22 protein-coding genes are annotated in these 20797 nt (G+C 72.6%); 15 read left to right on the plus strand and 7 right to left on the minus strand.

Features of this window, described 5'->3' with window-relative positions; genetic code table 11:
- Positions 1–306, plus strand: a 306-nt coding sequence (locus RMN98_RS00525) for an HNH endonuclease signature motif containing protein (protein WP_309646844.1), incomplete at its 5' end; no start/stop codon positions are given.
- A gap of 66 nt (positions 307–372) precedes the next feature.
- On the opposite strand, the gene RMN98_RS00530 is transcribed toward RMN98_RS00525, so the two are convergent.
- The gene (locus RMN98_RS00530; RefSeq protein ID WP_309646845.1) at positions 373–936 is read right to left on the minus strand and encodes a ketopantoate reductase C-terminal domain-containing protein; all 564 of its coding nucleotides are present in this window, start codon (positions 934–936) and stop codon (positions 373–375) included.
- Positions 937–1052: 116 nt separating this feature from the next.
- Here RMN98_RS00530 and RMN98_RS00535 point away from each other — a divergent pair, with 116 nt between their 5' ends.
- Positions 1053–1241, plus strand: coding sequence for a hypothetical protein (locus tag RMN98_RS00535; RefSeq protein WP_309646846.1), 189 nt, complete (start codon positions 1053–1055; stop codon positions 1239–1241).
- On the opposite strand, the gene RMN98_RS00540 is transcribed toward RMN98_RS00535, so the two are convergent.
- Positions 1223–1603, minus strand: a complete 381-nt coding sequence (locus RMN98_RS00540) for a GntR family transcriptional regulator (RefSeq protein WP_309646847.1) — start codon at positions 1601–1603, stop codon at positions 1223–1225. The two genes, RMN98_RS00535 and RMN98_RS00540, sit on opposite strands and share 19 nt — an antisense overlap.
- 50 nt (positions 1604–1653) lie before the next feature.
- Between RMN98_RS00540 and RMN98_RS00545 the strand changes: the two genes are divergently transcribed.
- Positions 1654–2517 (plus strand): carbohydrate kinase, encoded by an 864-nt coding sequence (locus RMN98_RS00545; protein WP_309646848.1) that lies wholly within the window; start codon positions 1654–1656, stop codon positions 2515–2517.
- A 6-nt stretch (positions 2518–2523) separates the two neighbouring features.
- Here the strand turns inward: RMN98_RS00545 and RMN98_RS00550 are convergent, their stop codons facing one another.
- On the minus strand, positions 2524–3324 hold the full coding sequence (locus RMN98_RS00550; RefSeq protein ID WP_309646849.1) for an alpha/beta hydrolase: 801 nt from the start codon (positions 3322–3324) through the stop codon (positions 2524–2526).
- A 3-nt stretch (positions 3325–3327) separates the two neighbouring features.
- Positions 3328–4983 carry an FAD-dependent oxidoreductase gene (locus tag RMN98_RS00555; RefSeq protein ID WP_309646850.1) on the minus strand — a complete coding sequence of 552 codons (1656 nt, stop codon included), beginning with the start codon at positions 4981–4983 and terminating at the stop codon, positions 3328–3330.
- Positions 4984–5039: 56 nt separating this feature from the next.
- On the opposite strand from RMN98_RS00555, the gene truA reads away from it, so the two are divergent.
- Positions 5040–5828, plus strand: coding sequence for a tRNA pseudouridine(38-40) synthase TruA (gene truA / locus RMN98_RS00560; protein WP_309646851.1), 789 nt, complete (start codon positions 5040–5042; stop codon positions 5826–5828).
- Positions 5821–6417: a methyltransferase gene (locus tag RMN98_RS00565; RefSeq protein WP_309646852.1), complete on the plus strand. Its 597-nt coding sequence runs from the start codon at positions 5821–5823 to the stop codon at positions 6415–6417. The genes truA and RMN98_RS00565 overlap by 8 nt, the downstream gene beginning before the upstream one ends.
- 57 nt (positions 6418–6474) lie before the next feature.
- Here RMN98_RS00565 and RMN98_RS00570 read toward each other — a convergent pair whose 3' ends face one another.
- Both RMN98_RS00570 and RMN98_RS00575 read right to left on the minus strand, forming a co-directional pair.
- The gene (locus tag RMN98_RS00570) at positions 6475–7623 is read right to left on the minus strand and encodes an acyl-CoA dehydrogenase (RefSeq protein WP_309646853.1); all 1149 of its coding nucleotides are present in this window, start codon (positions 7621–7623) and stop codon (positions 6475–6477) included.
- A gap of 18 nt (positions 7624–7641) precedes the next feature.
- Positions 7642–8817: an acyl-CoA dehydrogenase family protein gene (locus RMN98_RS00575; RefSeq protein ID WP_309646854.1), complete on the minus strand. Its 1176-nt coding sequence runs from the start codon at positions 8815–8817 to the stop codon at positions 7642–7644.
- A 138-nt stretch (positions 8818–8955) separates the two neighbouring features.
- On the opposite strand from RMN98_RS00575, the gene RMN98_RS00580 reads away from it, so the two are divergent.
- The 10 genes from RMN98_RS00580 (at position 8956) to RMN98_RS00625 (ending at position 19280) form a co-directional block, all read left to right on the plus strand.
- Positions 8956–9825 (plus strand): DUF559 domain-containing protein, encoded by an 870-nt coding sequence (locus RMN98_RS00580; protein ID WP_309646855.1) that lies wholly within the window; start codon positions 8956–8958, stop codon positions 9823–9825.
- Positions 9826–9996: 171 nt separating this feature from the next.
- Positions 9997–11697 (plus strand): ATP-binding cassette domain-containing protein, encoded by a 1701-nt coding sequence (locus RMN98_RS00585; protein WP_309646856.1) that lies wholly within the window; start codon positions 9997–9999, stop codon positions 11695–11697.
- Positions 11694–12719, plus strand: a complete 1026-nt coding sequence (locus tag RMN98_RS00590; protein WP_309646857.1) for a GNAT family N-acetyltransferase — start codon at positions 11694–11696, stop codon at positions 12717–12719. Before RMN98_RS00585 ends, RMN98_RS00590 begins: the two co-directional genes overlap by 4 nt.
- A 121-nt stretch (positions 12720–12840) precedes the next feature.
- Entirely contained in the window at positions 12841–13053 is a 213-nt protein-coding gene (locus RMN98_RS00595) for a hypothetical protein (protein WP_309646858.1), read from the plus strand.
- A complete protein-coding gene (locus tag RMN98_RS00600) occupies positions 13050–13934 on the plus strand; it encodes a hypothetical protein (protein ID WP_309646859.1) in 885 nt (294 codons plus the stop codon). Before RMN98_RS00595 ends, RMN98_RS00600 begins: the two co-directional genes overlap by 4 nt.
- Positions 13935–13991: 57 nt before the next feature.
- Complete coding sequence (locus RMN98_RS00605; protein ID WP_309646860.1) at positions 13992–14993, plus strand: alpha/beta hydrolase; 1002 nt, start codon at positions 13992–13994, stop codon at positions 14991–14993.
- A complete protein-coding gene (locus tag RMN98_RS00610; RefSeq protein ID WP_309646861.1) occupies positions 14993–15877 on the plus strand; it encodes an SDR family NAD(P)-dependent oxidoreductase in 885 nt (294 codons plus the stop codon). Before RMN98_RS00605 ends, RMN98_RS00610 begins: the two co-directional genes overlap by 1 nt.
- Position 15878: 1 nt before the next feature.
- Complete coding sequence (locus tag RMN98_RS00615) at positions 15879–16862, plus strand: ferritin-like domain-containing protein (RefSeq protein WP_309646862.1); 984 nt, start codon at positions 15879–15881, stop codon at positions 16860–16862.
- Positions 16859–18355: an NAD(P)/FAD-dependent oxidoreductase gene (locus RMN98_RS00620; protein ID WP_309646863.1), complete on the plus strand. Its 1497-nt coding sequence runs from the start codon at positions 16859–16861 to the stop codon at positions 18353–18355. The genes RMN98_RS00615 and RMN98_RS00620 overlap by 4 nt, the downstream gene beginning before the upstream one ends.
- 1 nt (position 18356) lies before the next feature.
- Positions 18357–19280, plus strand: a complete 924-nt coding sequence (locus tag RMN98_RS00625; RefSeq protein ID WP_309646864.1) for a MerR family transcriptional regulator — start codon at positions 18357–18359, stop codon at positions 19278–19280.
- 80 nt (positions 19281–19360) lie between these two features.
- On the opposite strand, the gene RMN98_RS00630 is transcribed toward RMN98_RS00625, so the two are convergent.
- Positions 19361–20635, minus strand: coding sequence for a trypsin-like peptidase domain-containing protein (locus tag RMN98_RS00630; RefSeq protein ID WP_309646865.1), 1275 nt, complete (start codon positions 20633–20635; stop codon positions 19361–19363).
- Positions 20636–20797: the final 162 nt, after the last annotated feature.

The raw sequence follows: 20797 nt of genomic DNA on the forward strand, positions 1-20797 counted from the left end.
GGCCGCCTCCGGGCCCAACGCGAGCTCATCGACCACCACTGCGTCTTCCCGTGGTGCACCCGTCCAGCAGCCACCGCCGACATCGTCCACATCACCCCGCACGACCAGGGCGGGACCACGTCCACCGCCAACACCGCACCCCTGTGCCGCGGCCACCACCGCGCCAAGACCCACACCCGATGGGACTACGACCGACTCGACGACACCATCTACGTGTGGCGCTCCCCGAACGGGCTGTTCTTCCGTGTCGACCACCACGGCACCACCGCGATCACCAAGCCTGCCACTCCACCCGGCGAGACCTGAGTCCACCGCCCCGCACCCCGCCGCCGGCGGGGCCAGCGGCATGTCCGGGCTCGTACCCCAGGGTGATCAGCCGCGCACCGCGGCCAGGAGGTCGGCGGCGTCCAGGCTGCGGGGAGGGCGACCCGAGCGGACGAGGTCGTGGACGGTGCGCTGGAGCAGCGCGTTGACCGGGGCGACGAGTCCGCGCAGCCGTGCCTGGAGCACGACCTCGGCGGCAAGGTGGTCGACCTCGACGCCGCCGGTGCCGCGGGTGAGACTCTGCCAGGTCGAGCCGCCGGAGGGCGCAGGCTGGTCCTCGCGGCGTCGGAGCAGGTCGCCTCGTCGTGCCTGGTCCTCGGCCGCGCTGACGACCGGGATGCCGGCGACGGCCAGGACGTGCTCGCCCTCGGCCTGGGCGCGCTCGACCAGCTCGTCCGCGTCCGGCCCGGGGGTGCACGCCGCGTCGACGGCGTTGCCGGCGTTCATGACCAGCTTGCCGTGCTTCCACGCCATGATGTCGGGGCGCGGCACCGACGCGAAACCGCATCGACGCAGGTCGCCACCCACGGCGTCGGCGACGTCGTCGACGCTGCCGGGCACGCGACCGACGTCGAGGATGCCGGGCGCTCCCTGCGAGCGCTGGACGACCACGCCGGGCTCCAGGTGGTTCCGTAGACCACGTAGCGCATGTCGCCCTTCCTGCACGAGGCAACCTCGGGCAGGGTCGGGAGCCCGGCGAGGTCGAGGTCGAGCTGGAGGCTGCCGCCGTGAGCAGGGGCGTGCGGTTCAGCGCGGAGTGCACGGGAGCACCCCCCGGCTCCTCGGTCCACCTCGACCTCACCGGCGGGTCGATCGGCATCCTCTCCGGTCCCGACCAGCAGGCCACGGCCCGCGTCGAGGGACCGTTGCAGACCGACAGCGAGCTGGCGATCGCGCTCTACGTGCGGGCCGACTGAGGCCCGGCCCAGGCCGCGTCGAGCAGACGCTGGGTCTGGGCGAGGGTGAGGCCGGACCTGCGGGCGGCCGTCGCGAGCTCCGCGGCGGCCGCCTGCACGTCGTGGGAGGCCTCGGCTCCGGTGGCTGCCGCGACGAAGGTGCCGCGACGGCCCTCGGTGACGACCACACCGTCGGCCTCGAGCTCCTTGTAGGCGCGGGCGACGGTGTTGGCGGCGAGCCCGAGCTGCTCCGCGAGGGCACGGACGGTGGGCAGCTTGGTGCCGGCCGGCAGGTCGCCGTCGGCGGCTCGCCTCGCGATCTGGGTGCGCAGCTGCTCGAAGGGTGGCTCCGGCAGGGCCGGGTTGAGCGGCAGGACGGTCATGCCAGGACGATAGCGAGCCGGGGCTTCGGTGACGTGGTAGAGATCAGGGCATGCAGCCCTACGCCCTCGTCGTCGGTGAGTCGCTCGTCGACATCGTGGTCGAGCCCGACGGTCGCGACAACGAACGTCCCGGCGGGAGCGCCGCCAACGTCGCCGTGGCGCTCGCCCGCCTGGGGCGCCGCGTGCGCTTCGTGACGTCGTACGCCGACGACGACCGCGGCCGCGCGATCGCGGCGCACCTCGGCGAATCGGGCGTGGAGCTCGCGGTGGACCCCCACGCGCTCGAGCGCACCTCGACGGCGCGGGCCACGATCGCGGCTGACGGGTCGGCGTCCTACGAGTTCGACCTGGACTGGCGCTTCCACCCGGTCGGGGAGGTCGACCCCGTCATGGTGCACGTCTGCTCGATCGGCGCCGTGCTGGAGCCCGGCGCCGAGGACGTCGTGGCGCTGCTCGAGCGGCTGCGTGCCACGGCCACCATCAGCTATGACGTCAACGCCCGGCCGGCCATCACCGGCACCGGGGCCGAGGTGGTCGCGCAGGTCGAGCGGGTCTCCACGCTGGCCCACCTGGTCAAGGCCAGCGACGAGGACCTCGAGGCGCTCTTCCCGTCGCGGTCGGTCGCCGACGCGGCCCGGCACCTGCTCTCCCTCGGTCCGCTCGCGGTCGCGGTGACCCGCGGGGAGTCGGGGTCGACGTGGTTCACCGCGTCGGGCGAGGTCAGCGTGGCCGCCGTCCGGGCCGACGTCGTCGACACCATCGGCGCCGGTGACACCTTCTCCGCGGGGCTCGTCGACGCCCTGTGGGACGACCTGGACGTGGCTCCCGAGCAGGCGCTGGCCCATGCGGCAGCAGCCGCCGCGGTGACGGTCTCGCGGCGCGGCGCCGACCCGCCGTACCGTCACGAGCTCTGAGCGCGCTCAGGCCACGGTCAGGCGCTCCAGTGCCGCGGCCACGGCTCCCGGGCGCTCGAGCCAGACGAAGTGTCCGCAGTCCTCGACCACCTCGAGCCACGCCCCCGCGACGCGGGTGACCACGTCGGCGCCGGCGCTGCGTGGCATCGGGCTCGCACCGCCCATGAGCACCCCCAACGGTACGTCGATCGAGTCCAGCGAGGCCTCCAGGGCCGGGAGCCCCGCCACCATCGCGGCTCCTAGTCCCTCCGCCGCTGCGGGGTCGATTCGGACGGGTGGACAGGCGGGAGCGACGTCCGGCGTGGAGAAGTAGGCGGGCCACAGCAGGGCCAGGCCCTCGGCGGCGAGCACGGGATCGGCGCTCTCCGAGAGCAGCGCTGCCCGGTCGCGCTGGGCGGGATCGAGGCGGGCCATGAGGGTGGCACCGAAGTCGGCCAGGCCGCCGTCGCCGACCCCGCCGACGGGATCGATCGCGAGGACCCCGTCGAGGCGGTCGCCGAGCCGGGAGGCGCAGTGCAGGGCGAGGTGCCCGCCCCAGGAGTGGCCGACCAGCAGCGCACGGTCCCACCCGGCCGCGTCGAGGACGTCCACGACGTCAGCCACGGCCGTATCGAGGTCGAAGGGGCCGTCGGTGGTCGAGGGGGCGAGCCCCCGCTGCTGGAAGGTGGCGACCGTCCAGGGGGCCAGCTCGGGGAGGAGCGGCTGGAGGTACTCGTGGCCCAGCCCGGGGCCGCCGTGCAGCAGCAGGACGCGTCGAGGACCACCGACGTGGACGTGCCCCCGCACGGCGCCGGTGTCGATGTCCACGACTCAGCCCTCCGGTGCGAGGTAGGCGTGCACGAGCGGCACGACCGAGGAGCCCTCACCGGTCGCAGCCGCGACCCGCTTCATCGAGCCCGCCCGGATGTCGCCGACCGCGAAGACGCCGGGCAGCGTGGTCGCGAGGTTCTCCGGGGGGAGCCCACTGTCCCAGTGGGCGCTGGGGACGTCGCGGCCGGTGAGGACGAAGCCGCGACGGTCGCGGGCCACGCTGTCGGGCAACCAGTCGCAGTGCGGCTCGGCGCCGAGCAGGAGGAACAGGCCGCGGGCCTCACGGCGGGTGACGGCACCCGTGGTGGTGTCGCGTACGTCGAGCCACTCGAGGCGGCCGTCGCCCCCGCCGTCGGCGATCTCCGCGCACGGCTGGACCGTGATGCGGGGGTTGTAGTCGATCTCGTTGATGAGGTAGTCCGACATGGTCGCGGCCAGCGAGTCGCGGCGCACCATGATCGTGACCGAGTCGGCGAAGCGGGCCAGGTGGATCGCCGCCTGGCCGGCCGAGTTGCCGCCGCCGACGACGACCACGTCGGCGCCCTCCATCTCGCGGGCCGCCGTCATGGCGCTGCCGTAGAAGACCCCGAGCCCCACCAGGTCCTCGATCGGCGCGATGCCGAGCTTGCGGTAGGCGACGCCGGTGGCCACGACCACGCTGCGGGCCTCGACGTCGCCGCCGCCGGTGCCCAGCAGGTGGGTGCCGTCGGGCTGCGTCTCGAGGGCGGTGACGTCCCACCCGGTGTAGAACTGCGTGCCGAAGCGCAGCGCCTGGTTGCGGGCGCGCTGCGCCAGCCGCATGCCGGAGACCCCGCGGGGGAAGCCGAGGTAGTTGCGGATCATCGAGCTGGTGCCGGCCTGGCCGCCGATCGCCTCCGCCTCGATGACGACCGTCGTGAGGCCCTCGGAGGCTCCGTAGACCGCGGCGGCGAGCCCGGCCGGCCCGCCGCCGACGATGGCGAGGTCCACGACGCCCTCGACCTTGAGGTCGCCGGGCATGCCGTACATCGAGATCGCCAGGTCACGCACCGACGTCGCGACGAACGGCGGCCGGCTCAGGGCCGCGATGAGCGGGAAGGTCGGCTCCGTGCCCCACTCCTCGATGACGGCCCGACCCACCTCGGAGTCGGGGGAGTAGACCCGGGTGGGCATGCCCATGCGGTCGGCATAGTCGCGGATCGCCAGCGTCAGCGGGTCGGCCGTCGGTGTGATGATCCGGACGCTCTCGACCTCGGGAGCCGCGACCGTGGAGCCCCAGTCCGAGAGCAGCTCGGTCACCGCTGAGTGGAACTCCTCGTCACGCACCCCGCGCGGCATCAGCAGGTAGGCGTCGTACTTGCCCTTGGCCATGCCGGGGCGCAGCGAGGGCGCCCTCGGCAGGAAGTGCTCGTAGTGCGCGGCGATGATGCGGCGGGCCGTGGGCACGACCGCGCGCCAGGCCCCGAAGGCCGCGAGCACCTCGGCGTCGGGCAGCTCGGTGTCGGCGACGAAGAGGGCGACGGTGCCGCCGGCGGCCCGGATCTCCTCGGTGACGGCGAGGGCCTCGGCGCAGGACCCGGCGGTGCGCAGGTCGTAGTCGCGGGCGTAGCGGCCGAACTCGTCGGCCAGGAAGGCGGCGTGCTCGGCGGAGACCAGGAGGATGGCGGGGTCGCTCACGCTGACGAGCGTAGGCCGTGGATCCCCGCCGCGTCTCCTGCCGCTAACCTCTGCGGGTGCGCCTGCGGATCGACCTCGCCTACGACGGAGGCGCCTTCCACGGCTGGGCGACGCAGCCGGGGCTGCGGACCGTGCAGGGGCACCTCGAGGCGGCGCTCGCGACCGTCCTGCGGCTCGACCGCATCGACACCGTCTGCGCCGGCCGCACCGACGCCGGTGTCCACGCCCGTGGGCAGGTCGTCCACTGCGACGTCGCCGAGACCCACCCGCAGCTGCAGCGCCGGCTCAACGGAGTGCTGCCCGACGAGATCCACGTGAGCCGGGTGTCCGAGGCCTCGCCCGGGTTCGACGCCCGCTTCTCCGCGCTGTGGCGGCGCTACGCCTACCGGATCGCCGATCGCGTGGACCTCGTCGACCCGCTCGTGCGCTCGCACGTGCTGGTCTGGGAGCGCGAGCTCGACCTCGACGCGATGAACGAGGCGGCGGTGCACCTGTTGGGGCAGCAGGACTTCGCGGCCTTCTGCCGTCGTCGCGTGGGCGCCACCACGGTCCGCACGCTGCTCGACCTGCACTGGTCGCGCTCGCCCGAGGGGCTGGCGGTCGCCGACGTGCGCGCCGACGCCTTCTGCCACAGCATGGTGCGTTCCCTGGTCGGCTGCCTGCTGGCGGTCGGGGAGGGACGCCGCGACGTGGGGTGGCCGGCTGAGATCCTGGCCGTGACCGAGCGCGACGCGAGCGTGGTGGTCGCGCACGCCCACGGGCTCACGCTCGAGGAGGTCGCCTACCCGGCCGACGACGAGCTCGCGTCCCGGGCCGTCACGACGAGAGCGAAGCGCGATGGATGAGCACTACTTCTCGGCCGACCCGAGCGTGGCCTTCAAGCGCGCACCCGTGGTCGCCGACGTGTGGGGGCACGAGCTGCGCCTGACCAGCGGGTCGGGCGTCTTCGCCCAGGGTCGCGTCGACATCGGCACCGCGATCCTCTTCCGCGAGACCGCGCCGCCGGCCGGTGGGCGGATCCTCGACCTCGGCTGCGGCTGGGGCGTGATCGGGCTGGCCATCGCGACGGCGGTGCCCTCGGCGGTCGTGACCGCGGTCGACGTCAACGAGCGGGCGGTGCTCCTCGCAGGAGAGAACGCCGCCGCGCTGGGGCTCGCGGACCGCTTCACCGCGACGACCCCGGACGGCGTCGCCACCGACTCGTCGTACGACGAGATCTGGAGCAACCCGCCGATCCGCATCGGCAAGGAGGCGCTGCACGCGCTGCTGCTCACCTGGCTGCCGCGGCTCGCGCCGGGTGGTCGCGCGGTGATGGTCGTCGGCAAGAACCTCGGCGCCGACTCGCTGCAGCGGTGGCTGGGGGAGCAGGGCTTCCCGACGACCCGGCTGGCGAGCGCCAAGGGCTTCCGGGTGCTGGAGACCCGCCGCGCCTGACGCCGGGTCGGCGCGATGTTGCAGTCGCACGTGCACCAACGCGCCGACTCGGCGGACTCAGACGTCGAGCGGGTCGATCAGGCCGTAGTCGCCGACCTTGGTCGAGAGCACGCCGACCTGGTGGTTGCCGTCGCCGAGCAGGTGGTCGAGCGCCGTGAGGTGGGCGACGAACATGCCCACGTTGTATTCAGCCGTCATCGCGATCCCGCCGTGCAGCTGGATGGCCTCCTGGCCGACGTGTCGCCCGCCCCGGCTGACCTGCAGGCTGGCACGTGCCGCAGCGGCCGCCACCTCCTCGGGCGAGCCGGCCGCGATCACCATCGTCGACCAGTCGACGAGGCTGTGGGTCAGCTCGAGCGAGGTGTACATGTCGGCGGCCCGGAACGTCAGCGCCTGGAAGGTGTTGAGCGTGACGCCGAACTGCTTGCGGCTCTTGAGGTAGTCGGTGGTCGCCTTGAGCAGCGTCTGCATCGCCCCGAGCGCCTGGTTGCCGGCCATGATCCGGGTGATGTCCTGGACCGTGGCGATCGTGGCCGTCAGGTCCGCGCCCGCCTCTCCGAGGGGGGTCGCCGCGGTGCCGTCGAGGGCGACGCGGGCGGCCCGGCCGCCGTCGTACGTCGGGTAGCCCTCGCGCGCCAGTCCGTCGGCGTCGCCGGCGACCAGGAAGAGGCCGGTGCCGCCGTCGGGCAGCGCGGCGCTCACGACCAGCACGTCGGCGCGAGCACCGTGCAGGACCGGCTCCTTGACGCCGGTGAGGGTCCAGGAGTCGCCGTCCTGCGCTGCCGTCACCTTCTCGGCCTTCGGACCCCAGCGGCGGCCGGGCTCGTCGTGGGCGAAGGCCAGCACGCTCTCGCCGGCGGCCAGCGCGCCGAGGACCTCGCCGCGCTGCTCGGCGGTGCCGGCCGCGGAGACCAGGCCCCCCGCCAGCACGACCGAGGCGAGGAAGGGCTCGGGGGCGATGGTGCGGCCGAGCTCCTGGCACACGATGCCGATCTCGACGGGGCCGGCGCCCACGCCGCCGTCGTCCTCGCTGAAGGGCAGCCCGAGGACGCCCATCTCGGCCAGGCGGGTCCACTGCTTCTCGTCGAAGCCGGGGTCCTCACCGACGGTCTGGCGCCGGTGCTCGTAGTCGTTGTAGGCCTTGCCCACCAGGCCGCGCACCGCGTCGCGGAGGGCGACCTGCTCGTCGTCGTACGTGAAGTCCATGTCTGTGTCCCCTTCGGCTCAGAGTCCGAGGATCCCGCGGGAGATGATCTGCCGCTGGATCTCGTTGGAGCCGCCGTAGATGGAGGCCTTGCGGAGGTTGAGGTAGTTGGGCGTGACGGTGCGCGCCCAGCCTGCGAGGTCGGAGCCGTCTCCGGCGCCGGAGGCCACCGAGGCGGGACCGGCGAGGTCGACGAGCAGCTCGCTCACGGCCTGCTGGAGCTCGGTGCCCTTGAGCTTGAGCACCGACGAGGCCGGGTGCGGCTCGCCGCCCGCGGAGTGCGCGACCACGCGCAGCGCGGTCAGCTCGAGGGCGAGCAGCTCGTTCTCGAGCTCGACGATGCGGGCGCGGACCAGCGGGTCGTCCAGGAGGGTGCCGCCGTTGCCGTCGGAGGTCTCCTTGGCGAGGTCCTTGGCGCGGGCGAGGAAGCGCTTGGTCGCCCCGACCGGCGCCACGCCGACCCGCTCGTTGCCGAGCAGGAACTTGGCCTGGGTCCAGCCGGAGTTGATCTCGCCCACCATGTTCTCGGCGGGGACGCGGACGTCCTCGAACCACACCTCGTTGACCTCGTGGCCGCCGTCGATCAGCTGGATCGGGCGCACCTCGAGACCCGGGCTCCTCATGTCGATCAGCAGCATCGAGATGCCGGCCTGCTTCTTCACCTCGGGGTCGGTGCGGACGAGGGTGAAGATCCAGTCGCCGTGCTGGCCGAGCGTGGTCCACGTCTTCTGGCCGTTGACGACCCAGTCGTCGCCGTCGCGGACCGCGGTCGTGCGCAGGCTCGCGAGGTCGGAGCCGGCGTCGGGCTCGGAGAAGCCCTGGCTCCACCAGATGTCGAGGTTGGCGGTGGCGGGGAGGAACGTCGCCTTCTGCTCCTCGGTGCCGAAGTGCGCGATGACCGGGCCGATCATCGAGGCGTTGAAGGCCAGTGGGGTCGGGACGCCGGCGCGCTGCATCTCCTCGTGCCAGATGTGGCGCTGCAGCTCGCTCCAGCCTCGACCGCCCCACTCCTCGGGCCAGTGCGGCACGGCGAGCCCGGCCTTGTTGAGCGTCTGCTGGCTCTCGACGATCTGCTCCCTGCTGAGCTCACGTCCCTCGATCACCGTCTGACGGATCTCCTCGGAGACCTCGGTGGTGAAGAAGGTGCGCATCTCCTCACGGAACTTTTGGTCCTCGGCGGTCAGCTCGAGCTGCATGGGTCGGTCCCTTTCGTCGGTCACGTCGCCCGGTCGCGCTCCATCATGGCGCGGACCCGGGTCCCAAACTACTGACAGGTAGAAGGGGGCCTGTGGAGGGGCGCCAACGACCGACTCGATCCCGGTCAGGATCGAGGGATGGACGTCGAGTCCGCACTGCGCCACCTCGGGGGCGTGGCGGGCGCGAAAGCGATCGAGGCCGTCTGTCCACGGCGCGATCTGAGGGCCGCGGTGGACCGCGGCACGGTGCTGCGGCTGGCCCGTGGGCGCTACGCCCTCCCCGAGGTCAGGGGGCAGCGCCGGATCGCGAGCGAGCTATCGGGCGTGCTCTCCCACCTCAGCGCGGCCCAGCACTGGGGTTGGGCCGTCAAGGACGTGCCGGACCGGGCCTGGCTCACGGTCCGCCGCAACCGGGTGCTGCGCCCCGAGGTCCGGGCCCGCGTGCACGCGATCCACGCCGACCTCGAGGCGAGCGAGGTGGTCACCGGGGTCACGGGCAAGCTGCGCACGGTGCTCGACTGCGCTCGTCGGCTGCCGTTCGACGAGGCGCTCGCGGTGGCCGACTCGGCGCTGCGCTGCGGAGACGTCGCGCGTGCGGAGCTGGTGGCAGGCGCCGCCCTCCTGCGCGGCCGAGGTGCGCCCGAGGCGCGCCGTGTCGCACGGGAGGCGCGCGCCGCGGCTGCCAACCCCTTCGAGTCGGTCCTGCGCGCGATCGTGCTGGACCACGGCGTGCTCGACGTGCGGCCCCAGGTCGCGATCTCGGCCCGTGGCCAGACCTTCCACCCCGACCTCGTGGACGTGGAGCGCCGCGTCGTGCTCGAGGCCGACTCCTGGACCTTCCACTCCGACCACCGCACGCACGGCCGCGACTGCGTGCGCTACACTGCGCTGGTCGTGGCCGGCTGGCTCGTCCTGCGCTTCACCTGGGAGCAGGTCATGCGTTCACCGTCCTACGTGCGCGCCGTGCTGGACGACCTGGTGCTCGCCCTCGCCGAGGCCGACCGTTGACGACCAGGGTCGTCGTACGGACCGACGGGCATAGGCCGACCCGCCATGCCGGCGCCACCCGCGAGCACGAGGGGCCAGGACTCCTATGCCTGTTGGGCTGTACGCCGCCGATAGTCCCCTCGCGGCTTATCGACGTGACCCGGGGCGGCGGATAGCGGACAATCGTCCGACGTGGGACACGTAGAGGTCAGTGGAGTCCGATTCGAGCTGCCCGACGGGCGGGTGCTGCTGGACGACGTCTCGTTCCGGGTCGGCGAGGGCGCCAAGGTCGCGCTGGTCGGGGCCAACGGCGCGGGCAAGACGACGCTGCTCAAGATCATCACCGGCGACCTGGTGCCGCACGCCGGCGCGGTGACGCGCACGGGTGGCCTGGGGGTCATGCGGCAGATGGTCAACGCCGGGCTCGGTCAGGAGCCGACCGTCGCCGACCTGCTCCTGAGCGTCAGCCCGCCCCGGGTGCGCGAGGCGGCCGTCGTGGTGGACCGTCTCGAGCTGGCGCTGATGGAGACCGACGACGAGAAGACGCAGATGGCCTACGCCGAGGCGCTCTCGGACTTCGCCGACGCCGGCGGCTACGACATCGAGGTCACCTGGGACGTCTGCACGACCAAGGCGCTGGCGGTCTCCTACGACAAGGCCAAGTACCGCGAGCTGCGCACCCTGAGCGGCGGGGAGCAGAAGCGGCTGGTGCTGGAGTACCTCCTCGCCGGCCCTGACGAGGTCCTGCTGCTCGACGAGCCCGACAACTACCTCGACGTGCCCGGCAAGGTCTGGCTCGAGCAGCGCATCCGCGAGTCGGAGAAGACGATCCTGTTCATCAGCCACGACCGCGAGCTGCTCGACAACACCGCCACCCGGGTCGTCACCGTCGAGCTCGGGCACGCGGGCAACCTGGTGTGGACCCACCCCGGCGGCTTCGCGAGCTACCACGAGGCCCGCAAGGACCGCTTCGCGCGCTTCGAGGAGATGCGCAAGCGGTGGGACGAGGAGCACGCCAAGATCAAGGCGCTCGTGCTGCGGCTGAAGATCAAGTCCGAGTACAACGACGGCATGTCCAGCCAGTACCGCGCTGCCCAGACGCGGCTGCGCAAGTTCGAGGAGGCCGGGCCGCCGACCGAGCAGCCCCGCGAGCAGCAGGTCACGATGCGGCTCAGGGGCGGTCGCACCGGCAAGCGTGCCGTCGTCTGCGAGGACCTCGAGCTGTCCGGGCTGATGCGACCCTTCGACCTCGAGGTCTGGTACGGCGAGCGGGTCGCCGTCCTCGGGTCCAACGGCTCGGGCAAGTCGCACTTCCTGCGACTGCTCGCCGCGGGCGGCTCGGACCCCGACGTCGAGCACCAGCCGGTCGGCGACGTGGAGATCGCGCCGGTGGTCCACCGGGGCAAGGCCAAGCTCGGTGCGCGGGTGCGCCCCGGGTGGTTCGTCCAGACCCACGAGCACCCCCAGCTGGTAGGGCGCACGCTGGTGGAGATCCTGCACCGGGGTGACGGCGAGGCCGACGGTCGCGGCCGCTCCGGCATGGGCCGCGAGCAGGCCGCCCGAGTGCTCGACCGCTACGAGCTGGCCCACGCCGCCGACCAACGCTTCGAGTCGCTGTCGGGCGGGCAGCAGGCCCGCTTCCAGATCCTGCTCCTCGAGCTGTCCGGTGCGACGCTGCTGCTGCTCGACGAGCCGACCGACAACCTCGACGTGCAGTCGGCCGAGGCGCTCGAGGAGGGCCTCGAGGCCTTCGACGGCACGGTCATGGCGGTCACGCACGACCGCTGGTTCGCCCGGGGCTTCGACCGGTTCCTGGTCTACGGCGCCGACGGCGACGTCTACGAGTCCGACGGTCCCGTGTGGGACGAGGGAAGGGTGCAACGCGTCCGATGAGCGATCTCCAGATCCACCCGGTCGACCCCTTCGACGACGCCGCGATCGACGCCTGGCACGGGGTCTACCTCGCCGCCGAGCGGCACGGTCGCGAGGAGCTCGCGACGCCGTGGCAGCTCGAGGAGCTGCGCATCCAGCTCCAGGAGCCGACACGGGCGCGGCGCACCCTGGTCTTCCTCGGAGCGGTCGCGGGGCAGCCGGTCGTCGCCGGCAACGTCCAGCTGCGGATGCTCGACAACCTCACCAGCGCCGAGGTCTTCGTCTACACCGCACCCGAGCACCGGCGTCGGGGGCACGGCTCGGCCCTGCTCCCGGTCCTCGAGCAGGCCGCGCGCGAGCACGGCCGCACGGTGCTGGCCTCCGACACCGCCTGGCCCCACGAGCTCGGCCCGACCGGCGACGGGGCTCCCGGCATCGAGTTCGCCCGGGCCCACGGCTACGCGTTCGCCCTCGGTGACGTCCTGCGGGTGCTCCGGCTCCCCGTCGCCGACGCACTCCTCGCCGACCTCGCCGCGCAGGCGGCGCCGCACCACACGGCGTACACGCTGAGGTCGTGGGTCGGACCGGTCCCCGACGACCTGGTGCAGAGCTGGACCGAGCTGGTCACGACGCTGATGACCGAGGCGCCGCTGGGGGAGATGGAGCGCGAGCCCGAGGCCGTCGACGTCGCCGCCATGCGTGAGGGCGAGGAGCAGGGGCGTCGCCAGGGCCGCACGAAGTTCAACACCGTCGCGCTCGACGCCCAGGGCACCGTCGTGGCCTATACCGACATCGCCACGACCGTGCACGAGCCGACCCGCGCCTACCAGTGGGGCACGCTGGTGCGCCGCCCCGACCGAGGACACCGCCTCGGGATGGCTGTCAAGGTGGCCAACCTCGCGCTGCTCCAGCGAGAGACGCAGGGGCTGGAGCAGGTGGTGACCTGGAACGCCGAGGTCAACGACCACATGATCGGGGTCAACGAGCAGCTGGGCTTCCGCGCGGCCGAGCGCCTCGGGGAGCTCCAGAAGCACCTGGGCTGAACGACCCCCAGGCAGAGGTTGGGCGACCCGGGCCAGACCGCGCGGTGTCGGTGCTTGTGTCGGGCCTCACCGGCTGTCACCATCGACCCTGCCATCAGCCAGTGGCGGAAACGAGATCGACGTGCCGCAGCAGAAGTCCCTCCAGGACGTCCTCGGCGCTGAGCCGCCACCGGGCGTGCAGGCGCTGGCTCCCGAGGTCCAGGAGCGCCTCGCCGCGCTGGTCGACGACGCCCGGCGTCGCCAGTTGCGGCTGATGGCGTCGTCGGTGGAGACGGCGATCAGGGGCGTGCCGCTGCCCGTGCGTGGCGTGGTCAAGAAGGCGCTGCTCGGATGAGTCACGAGCGGGTCGGTCCCCAGGTGGCGCGACTGGCGCACCTGCTGGGCGTGGCACCAGAGGAGTTGCACGAGCTGGCCGACGTCCCCGATGCCGACCTTCGGGTGCTCCACGGTCAGGTCAGCCATGCCATGTTCGCCCTCGGGCAGCGCCAGTTCGCGCGGATCGCCGGCCTGTCGGCGACCCTGCCCGGGGCCGTCGCGGGCAAGCTCGCCGAGAAGTTCCTCCCGCCCCAGCTCGCCGCGCGGGTGGCGGAGCTTCTCGAGCCCGACCGGGCTCGCGACCTGGTCGGGCGCGTGTCGCTGCCCTACCTGGCCGACCTCGCGCTCGCCCTCGACCCGGTGCGCTCGCGGCCCGTCGTGCGGGCCATCCCGCCCGCCCGCATCGGTCAGGTGGCCGGCGAGCTCTTCCGGCGATCCGAGCACGCGGTGTTCGCGGAGTTCGTCGCGGCGGTCGACGTGGCCGCCCTCGAGGCGGCCCTCGACGTGGCCACGCCCGCGGACCTGGTGGCGGTCCTGCCGTTGCTGGAGTGGAACGAGCGACTCGACCAGGTGATGGTCCGCCTGAACGACGCCCGCGTGCTCGAGATCGTCTCCGGGCTCGGCGCGGAGGACCTCGCCGAGCTCGCGGTGGCCATGGACGTGACCCCGCTCCGCCCGATCCTCGGCGCGATCGACGCCGAGGTCGTCGCGGAGGTGGCGCGGGTGCTGTTCGCGGCGGGGGACCACGTCGCCATGGCCGAGCTCGCCCGGGCGATCGAGCCGGCGATGCTCCTGGTCGCCCTCGGGGTCGCCGGCGACGACGACCTCCTCCGGCTGTTGCCGCTGCTGCCGGTCGAGGTCCGTGAGGGCCTCCCCGGCGCCTGGGGTGTCAGTGCATGACTAACCACTGGTAACTGTGCCATTGACGAATGGCAAAGTTGCTGGCTGAATGGCGGTGTGACTCCCACCACCTTCACCCCGCGTCCGCCTTCGCTTCGCTCGACGGCGACCGCCGTCGCCACCCGGCTGACCCTGCGCCCCGTCGCCAACGCCCTGCCGCCGAGCATGCTGGGGGTCGCGATCTCCCGGCAGATCGTCGCCGGGTCCATGACGGCGTTCGGGGCGCCGGCCCGGCGCACCCGGATCGAGAAGATCGACCGGCCGGTCCCCGGCAGCGGTCGCCTCCGCGGTGAGTGGGTCCGGGCCGGGGAGACCCGCACCGACGCCGCCCTGCTCTACCTCCACGGCAGCGGCTACGCGCTCTGCTCGACCCGCACCCACCGGCCCCTGGCCTCGCAGCTCTCGGCGCTCACGGGGCTGCCGGTCTACAGCGTCGACTACCGGTTGGCCCCGCGGCACCGGTTCCCCGCCGCAGCCGACGACGCACGACGGGCCTTCGACTGGCTCACCTCCGAGCACTGCGCTCCCGAGCAGGTCGTCCTCGCGGGTGACTCCGCCGGTGGTCACCTGGCCATCGACCTGAGCCTCGAGCTGCTCCGTGCCGGCCTGCCCCTGCCGGCGGCCCAGCTGCTCATGTCGCCGTTGGTCGACTGCACCTTCGGCCTGGCCCGCGCCCGCGAGGCCGAGCGCAGCGACCCGATGATCTCCGCCGACGCCGCGCAGCGGCTGCTCGAGCACTACACCGTCGGCACGCCCCCCGACCACGCCCGGCTGCTGCACCGCATCGAGCCTGGGGAGGTGCTCCCGCCGACCCTGATCCAGGCCGGCGGCGCCGAGATGCTGGCCGCCGACGCGGAGCACCTGCACCAGACCCTGACCGCGACCGGCACCGACTCGACGCTCGAGGTCTGGCCCGGGCAGATGCACGTCTTCCAGGCCATGCCGCGGCTCGTGCCCGAGGCCGTCCCGGCCGTACGACGAGGCGCCCGGTTCCTCTCCGACGCCCTGGCCGCAGCGGGCCGGGCGAGCGGCGGAGCGAGTGTCGGACGGAGTGCCTGATGGAGCGCCTGATGGGGCGCCTGACGGGTCACCTGACGGGTCGGCGGCGCAGCCGGGACGCCCGGGCGGTGGTGACGGGGGCCGGCAGCGGCATCGGCCGCTCCTTCGCCCTCGAGCTGGCCCGGCGCGGGGGCAGCGTGGTGGTCAGTGACGTGGACGAGCCGAGTGCCCGGCGCACCGCCGGCATGGTCGAGGACGCCGGTGGCAAGGCACTGGCACTGGGCTGCGACGTCTCCGACGCGGACGCCGTGGCCACGCTCGCCCGCGACGCGGCCGACTGGTTCGCCGGGCCGCCGACGCTGGTCGTCAACAACGCGGGAGTCGGTGCCGGGGGTGACCTGGTCGGGGAGGTCCCCCTCGAGGACTGGCAGTGGACGCTGGGCATCAACCTGTGGGGTGTCATCCACGGCTGCCACGTGTTCGCCCCGCTGCTGCGCGAGGCCGGCGGCGGCGGGATCATCAACGTGGCGTCTGCTGCGTCCTATGCCGCAGCCCCGCGGATGGCCGCCTACAACGTCAGCAAGGCCGGCGTGCTGGCGCTGTCGGAGACGCTCGCGGCCGAGCTCGCCGGCTCGGGCGTGCACGTCAGCGTCCTGTGCCCGACCTTCGTGAAGACCAACATCATCGAGGCCGGCCGCATCACCAGCGCCTCCGGCTCCCTCGCAGGGACGCTGATGAAGGTGACCGGCATGTCGCCCGACCGGGTCGCCCGCACCTGCCTCGACGCGCACGACCGTGGTGCGCTCTACGTGATGCCGCAGCTCGACGCCAAGGCGACCTGGGAGCTCAAGCGGCACGCACCGCGCCTCTACACGCACGGCGCGGGACTCCTCGAACGGGTCTCGGGACCACTGCGCACCGACCACGCGACGAAGGGACACTGACATGGCCATGGACATGGACCTGATGCTGGCGAAGATCAAGGACCGCCAGTGGGCGCTGGCCGACATCGACTGGGACGCACCAGGGGCCGAGACGATCACCGACGAGTTCCGCCCCAAGCTCAAGGCCTTCATGGCCGACCTGTGCTGGATCGAGAACGTCGGGGCACGCGGCTTCGCGGCGATGGCGACCAAGGCGCCGACGCCGACCATCGCGGAGATCTACCGCTACTTCCACGCCGAGGAGCAGCGGCACGCCAACGCCGAGCTCGCGCTCATGAAGCGTTGGGGGATGCTCGACGAGGGGGAGCTGCCGGAGCCGAGCGTCAACATCCGCCTGGCCATCGAGTGGCTGGACACCTACGCCGACGACATGCCGCTCTCCGTGCTCGGCACGGTCATCCCGATGCTCGAGGTCGCCCTCGACGGTGCGCTGCTCAAGTTCCTCCTCGAGGAGGTGCACGACCCGGTGTGCCACCAGGTCTTCGAGCACATCAACAACGACGAGTCACGCCACATCGCGGTGGACTTCGAGGTCCTCGACATGATCGGGCACGCCAAGGCGCGGAAGCTGGCCATCGAGTTCGTCGGCAACCTGGCCTCGCCCGGGCTGATCATCGGCGCCCTGATGTACGTCCCGCTGCTCAATCGGATGCGCAACAACATCGTCGACATGGGTCTGCAGCCGGAGCGGCTCTACACCGCCATGGGGCGCTTCAAGAAGCTCGGCGACCGGGGGGAGCACACCCACCGGGTGCCGCTCTACCAGGTGCTCAAGGTCCATGCCGGCATGGTGGTCGACCCCCGGCACCCCTACCACCTGGTCGCCAACCGGATGGTCTGGCTGAGCGAGCGCTACCCCCGCGCGCTGCTCCGCCCGATCCCCACCTGGTTCAAGGAGCTCACCTACGAGCCCGTCTCGGTCGGCACCACCCAGGACGCGGACCTACCAGGCGCCCGGACCGGCGATCGTATGGACGTGGCATGACCAGGACCTGCACGACCCTGGTCATCGGTGCCGGCTTCACCGGCCTGGGGACGGCGATCAAGCTCCGCGAGGCCGGCGTCGAGGACGTCGTCATCCTCGAGCGCGCCGACCGGGTCGGAGGCACCTGGCGCGACGCGACGTACCCAGGAGCCGCCTGCGACATCCCCTCACTGCTCTACTCCTTCTCCTTCGCGCCCAACCCCTCGTGGTCGCGGGCCTACTCGCCGAGCGCGGAGATCCTGCGGCACATCGAGGACCTCGCTGAGCGCCACGGGCTGCTCCCGCTGATCGAGCTCCAGACGGAGGTGACCGCCCTCGAGCTCGACGAGGAGGCGGGGGAGTGGGTGGTCTCGACCGACCGCGGCACGACCTTCCGTGCGCGCACCGTCGTCGTGGCCTCGGGTCCGCTGAGCGACGCGAGCCTGCCAGACATCCGCGGCCTGGAGTCCTACGAGGGCGCCCGGATCCTCAGCGCCCGCTGGGACCACGACCAGGACCTCGCCGGCAAGCACGTCGCCGTCATCGGCACCGGCGCGAGTGCCGTCCAGATCGTCCCCGAGCTCGTGAAGACCGCAGCCTCGGTCAAGGTCTTCCAGCGCACGGCCGGCTGGGTGATGCCGCGTGTCGACCTACCGATCCCCGGACCGGCCAGGCTGGCCTTCGCCGCCGTCCCACGGCTCCAGGGCCTCGCCCGGACGGCGCTCTTCGTGAGCCACGAGGTCGCCGCGACCGGGCTGGTGTGGGACACCCCCGTCACCGGACTGATCCAGCAGCTCGGCCGGGCCCACCTGCGTCTCACCGTCCGGGACCCGTGGCTGCGCCGCCAGCTCACGCCCGACTTCCGCGCCGGATGCAAGCGGATGCTCATGTCCAGCGACTACTACCCGGCGCTGCAGCAGGACAACTGCAAGCTCATCACCTGGCCGATCGCGACCTTCACCCCCGACGGGATCCAGACCAGCGACGGCATCCGCCACGAGCTCGACGCGGTCGTCTTCGCCACCGGCTACGACGTGCACCTGGACGGGCCGCCCTACCCCGTCACGGGTCTGGGCGGCCGCAGCCTCAGCGACGACTGGCAGGGGCATGCCGAGGCCTACAAGAGCGCGAGCGTCCACGGCTACCCCAACCTGTTCTTCACCACCGGACCCAACTCCGGCCCGGGGCACAACTCGCTGCTGGTCTACGTCGAGGGCCAGATCGACTACGCCGTCTCGGGCATCCGCACGATCCTCGACCGGGACCTGCACCAGCTCGACGTGAAGGCCGACGTGCAGCGTCGCTACAACGAGCAGATGCAACGGCGGCTCGCCCGCACGACGTGGATGTCGGGCTGCAGCAGCTGGTACCTCACGGCCGACGGGCACAACGCCTCGATGTACCCGGGGTTCGCGACGCAGTATCGTCGCCAGATGAAGACCTTCCGGACGCGCGACTACGACCTCGTCGAGCGCAGGGTCGCCCGCGCGGTCGGCCTCGCCCCGGTGGGCTGACGTGGCCGCTGTCCCGCCGGCGAGGGCGGTCGAGGCGATCTTGGAGTCGGTGCTGCGGGCGCCGGGCCAGCTCGCCCGCAACCCGCGGATCGCCGTACGCGCGGCGGTGAAGCAGCTGCTCGCCCTGGGCGGGGCCCGACCAGCGGCGGGCCCCGAAGCAGGGGGGCAGTCGCGGACCTATCGCATCGACGACCTGGCGCGGGTCTCGGGGGCGACCGTGCGCAACATCCGGGCCTACCAGGAGCGCGGCCTCCTCCACCCGCCCGCGCGGGTGGGCCGCACGGCGGTCTTCGACGACACCCACCTCGCCCGGTTGACGATCATCATGTCGATGCTCGACCGGGGCTACACCGCCGCCAACATCCTGGAGATGCTCACGGCCTGGGAGCGCGGGGTCGACCTCGGGGAGGTGCTCGGCCTCGAGGGCGTGCTGGTGCCGCCGCGGCCCGAGGACCAGCCGGTCACCGTGAGCCTTCCCGAGGCGCGGGCGATGGCGGGCGGCCGGGCCGACCTCGACCTGCTCGTCGAGGCCAGCCTGGTGGAGGTCACCGGTACCCGGGCGCGGATCCTGCGACCCCAGCTGCTCGACGCCTTCGCCGAGATGCGCGAGCACGGCATGGACACCGCCTCCGTGCTCGCCGTGCACCAGCGGGTGCTGCCCTCGCTCGACCAGATCAGCCAGGTGCTGGTCAAGGCTGGTGCCGCGCATGTGGCCGAGCACTTCACGGGCGACGCCCCGCCGACCAGCGACGAGATCGCCCGCCTCGTCACCATGCTGACCCGCTTCCGTGCCCTGGCGATGGCCTCGGTCACCGCGACCCTGGCGGCGTCCATCGAGGAGACAATCGAGGACCTGCTGGCCGACTACCTCGCGGACACGGTCGTGGACGGCGCGACCGCGTCGGCGGAGGCTCTGCCGGGATAGTGCGGGACGTTTTCGACCTCCCGGGTCGCTGGAACGTCGAAAACGTCCCGCACTATCCGGCCACGAGCCGAGCCGTCGACTCAGGAGCTGCTGGTGTCGGCGTCCGAGTCGAGGGTGAGACTGGTCGTCTGCGACTCGCCGTCGCGCTCGAAGGTCACCTCGACCTCGTCGCCCGGGCGGTAGCTGCGGATCGTCGCGACCAGCGAGTCCGACCCGGTGATCACCTGGTCGTCGATCCGTGTCACGACGTCGCCAGCCTGGAGCCCGGCCGACTTGGCGGCGGAGCCGTCGGTGATCTCGCCGATCTGGGCGCCCTCGGTCACCTCGGCGCCGGTCGCGTTGGCGACATCACGCACGGTGACGCCGAGCTTCGCGTGCGTCGGGGTCTCGCCCGCGGTCATCTGCTCGACGATCGGCAGCACCGAGTCGATCGGGATCGCGAAGCCGAGGCCGATCGAGCCGGACCCCTCGGAGACCCCGCTGGAGGCGGTGCGGATGGAGGAGTTGATGCCGATGACGTTGCCGTCCATGTCGACCAGCGGGCCGCCGCTGTTGCCCGGATTGATGGCGGCGTCGGTCTGCACGGCGGGGTACGTCGTGGAGTTGCCGTTGCCGTCGGAGCCGACGTCGACCGGCCGGTTGAGCGCGCTCACGATCCCGCTCGTCACGGTCGACTCGAGGCCGAACGGCGAGCCGATCGCCACGACCTGCTCGCCCACGTCAAGGCTGCCGGACTCACCGATCGAGGCGGGGGTCAGGCCGTTGACACCCTCGGCCTGGATCACCGCGGTGTCGGTCAGCGGGTCGGTGCCCAGCACGGTGGCTGAGGCCTTGGTGCCGTCGTTGAACGAGACGGTGATCTCGCCGCCCTCGCCCGCGACCTCGACCACGTGGTCGTTGGTGAGGATCTGGCCGTCGGAGCTGAGGATGATGCCCGAGCCCGAGCCCGCGCCGTCGGCACCGCTCACGTCGAGCTTGACGACCGACGGCAGCACCGAGGAGGCGACCTGCTCGACACTGCCCTCGGGCGCGTCGGAGTCGGGGGTACTGACGACCTGCGACGTGGTGCGCTCGCTGGCGGCGGCCGAGGCACCGCCCGCACTGGTGTCGTCGTACGCGTTCCAGGCCGCCGCGCCACCGACGCCGGACGCCCCGCCCACCAGGAGCGAGGCGCCGACGACGGCGGCGGCGAAGCCGACCCGACCGCGGCGCGGACCCTGGAGGGGTGCCGGTGGGGGTGTCGGGGTCGGCGGGGTCCCTGCTGCTGCAAAGGCCGGGGCAGGCGGGGGCAAGGGCGACCGGGCGGGCTCGTAGGGGTTCGAGGCCGGGGGCGGGGTGGTCGGGTAGTCGTTCATGTCCTCGACTGTGGTCCCCGACCCTGTGATGAGTCTGAGACCGGGCTGGGGAGTCCACAAGAAGCGTCGAGGGGGGGGGGGGGGGTGGTGGGAGGGGGGGGGCGACAGCGCCGCGGGGCCACGGGGGGGGGGCTGAAGTGTGAGGTGCAGTGGGGGCGGCGG

This window comes from Nocardioides sp. (assembly GCF_031397825.1).
Taxonomy (GTDB): domain Bacteria; phylum Actinomycetota; class Actinomycetes; order Propionibacteriales; family Nocardioidaceae; genus Nocardioides.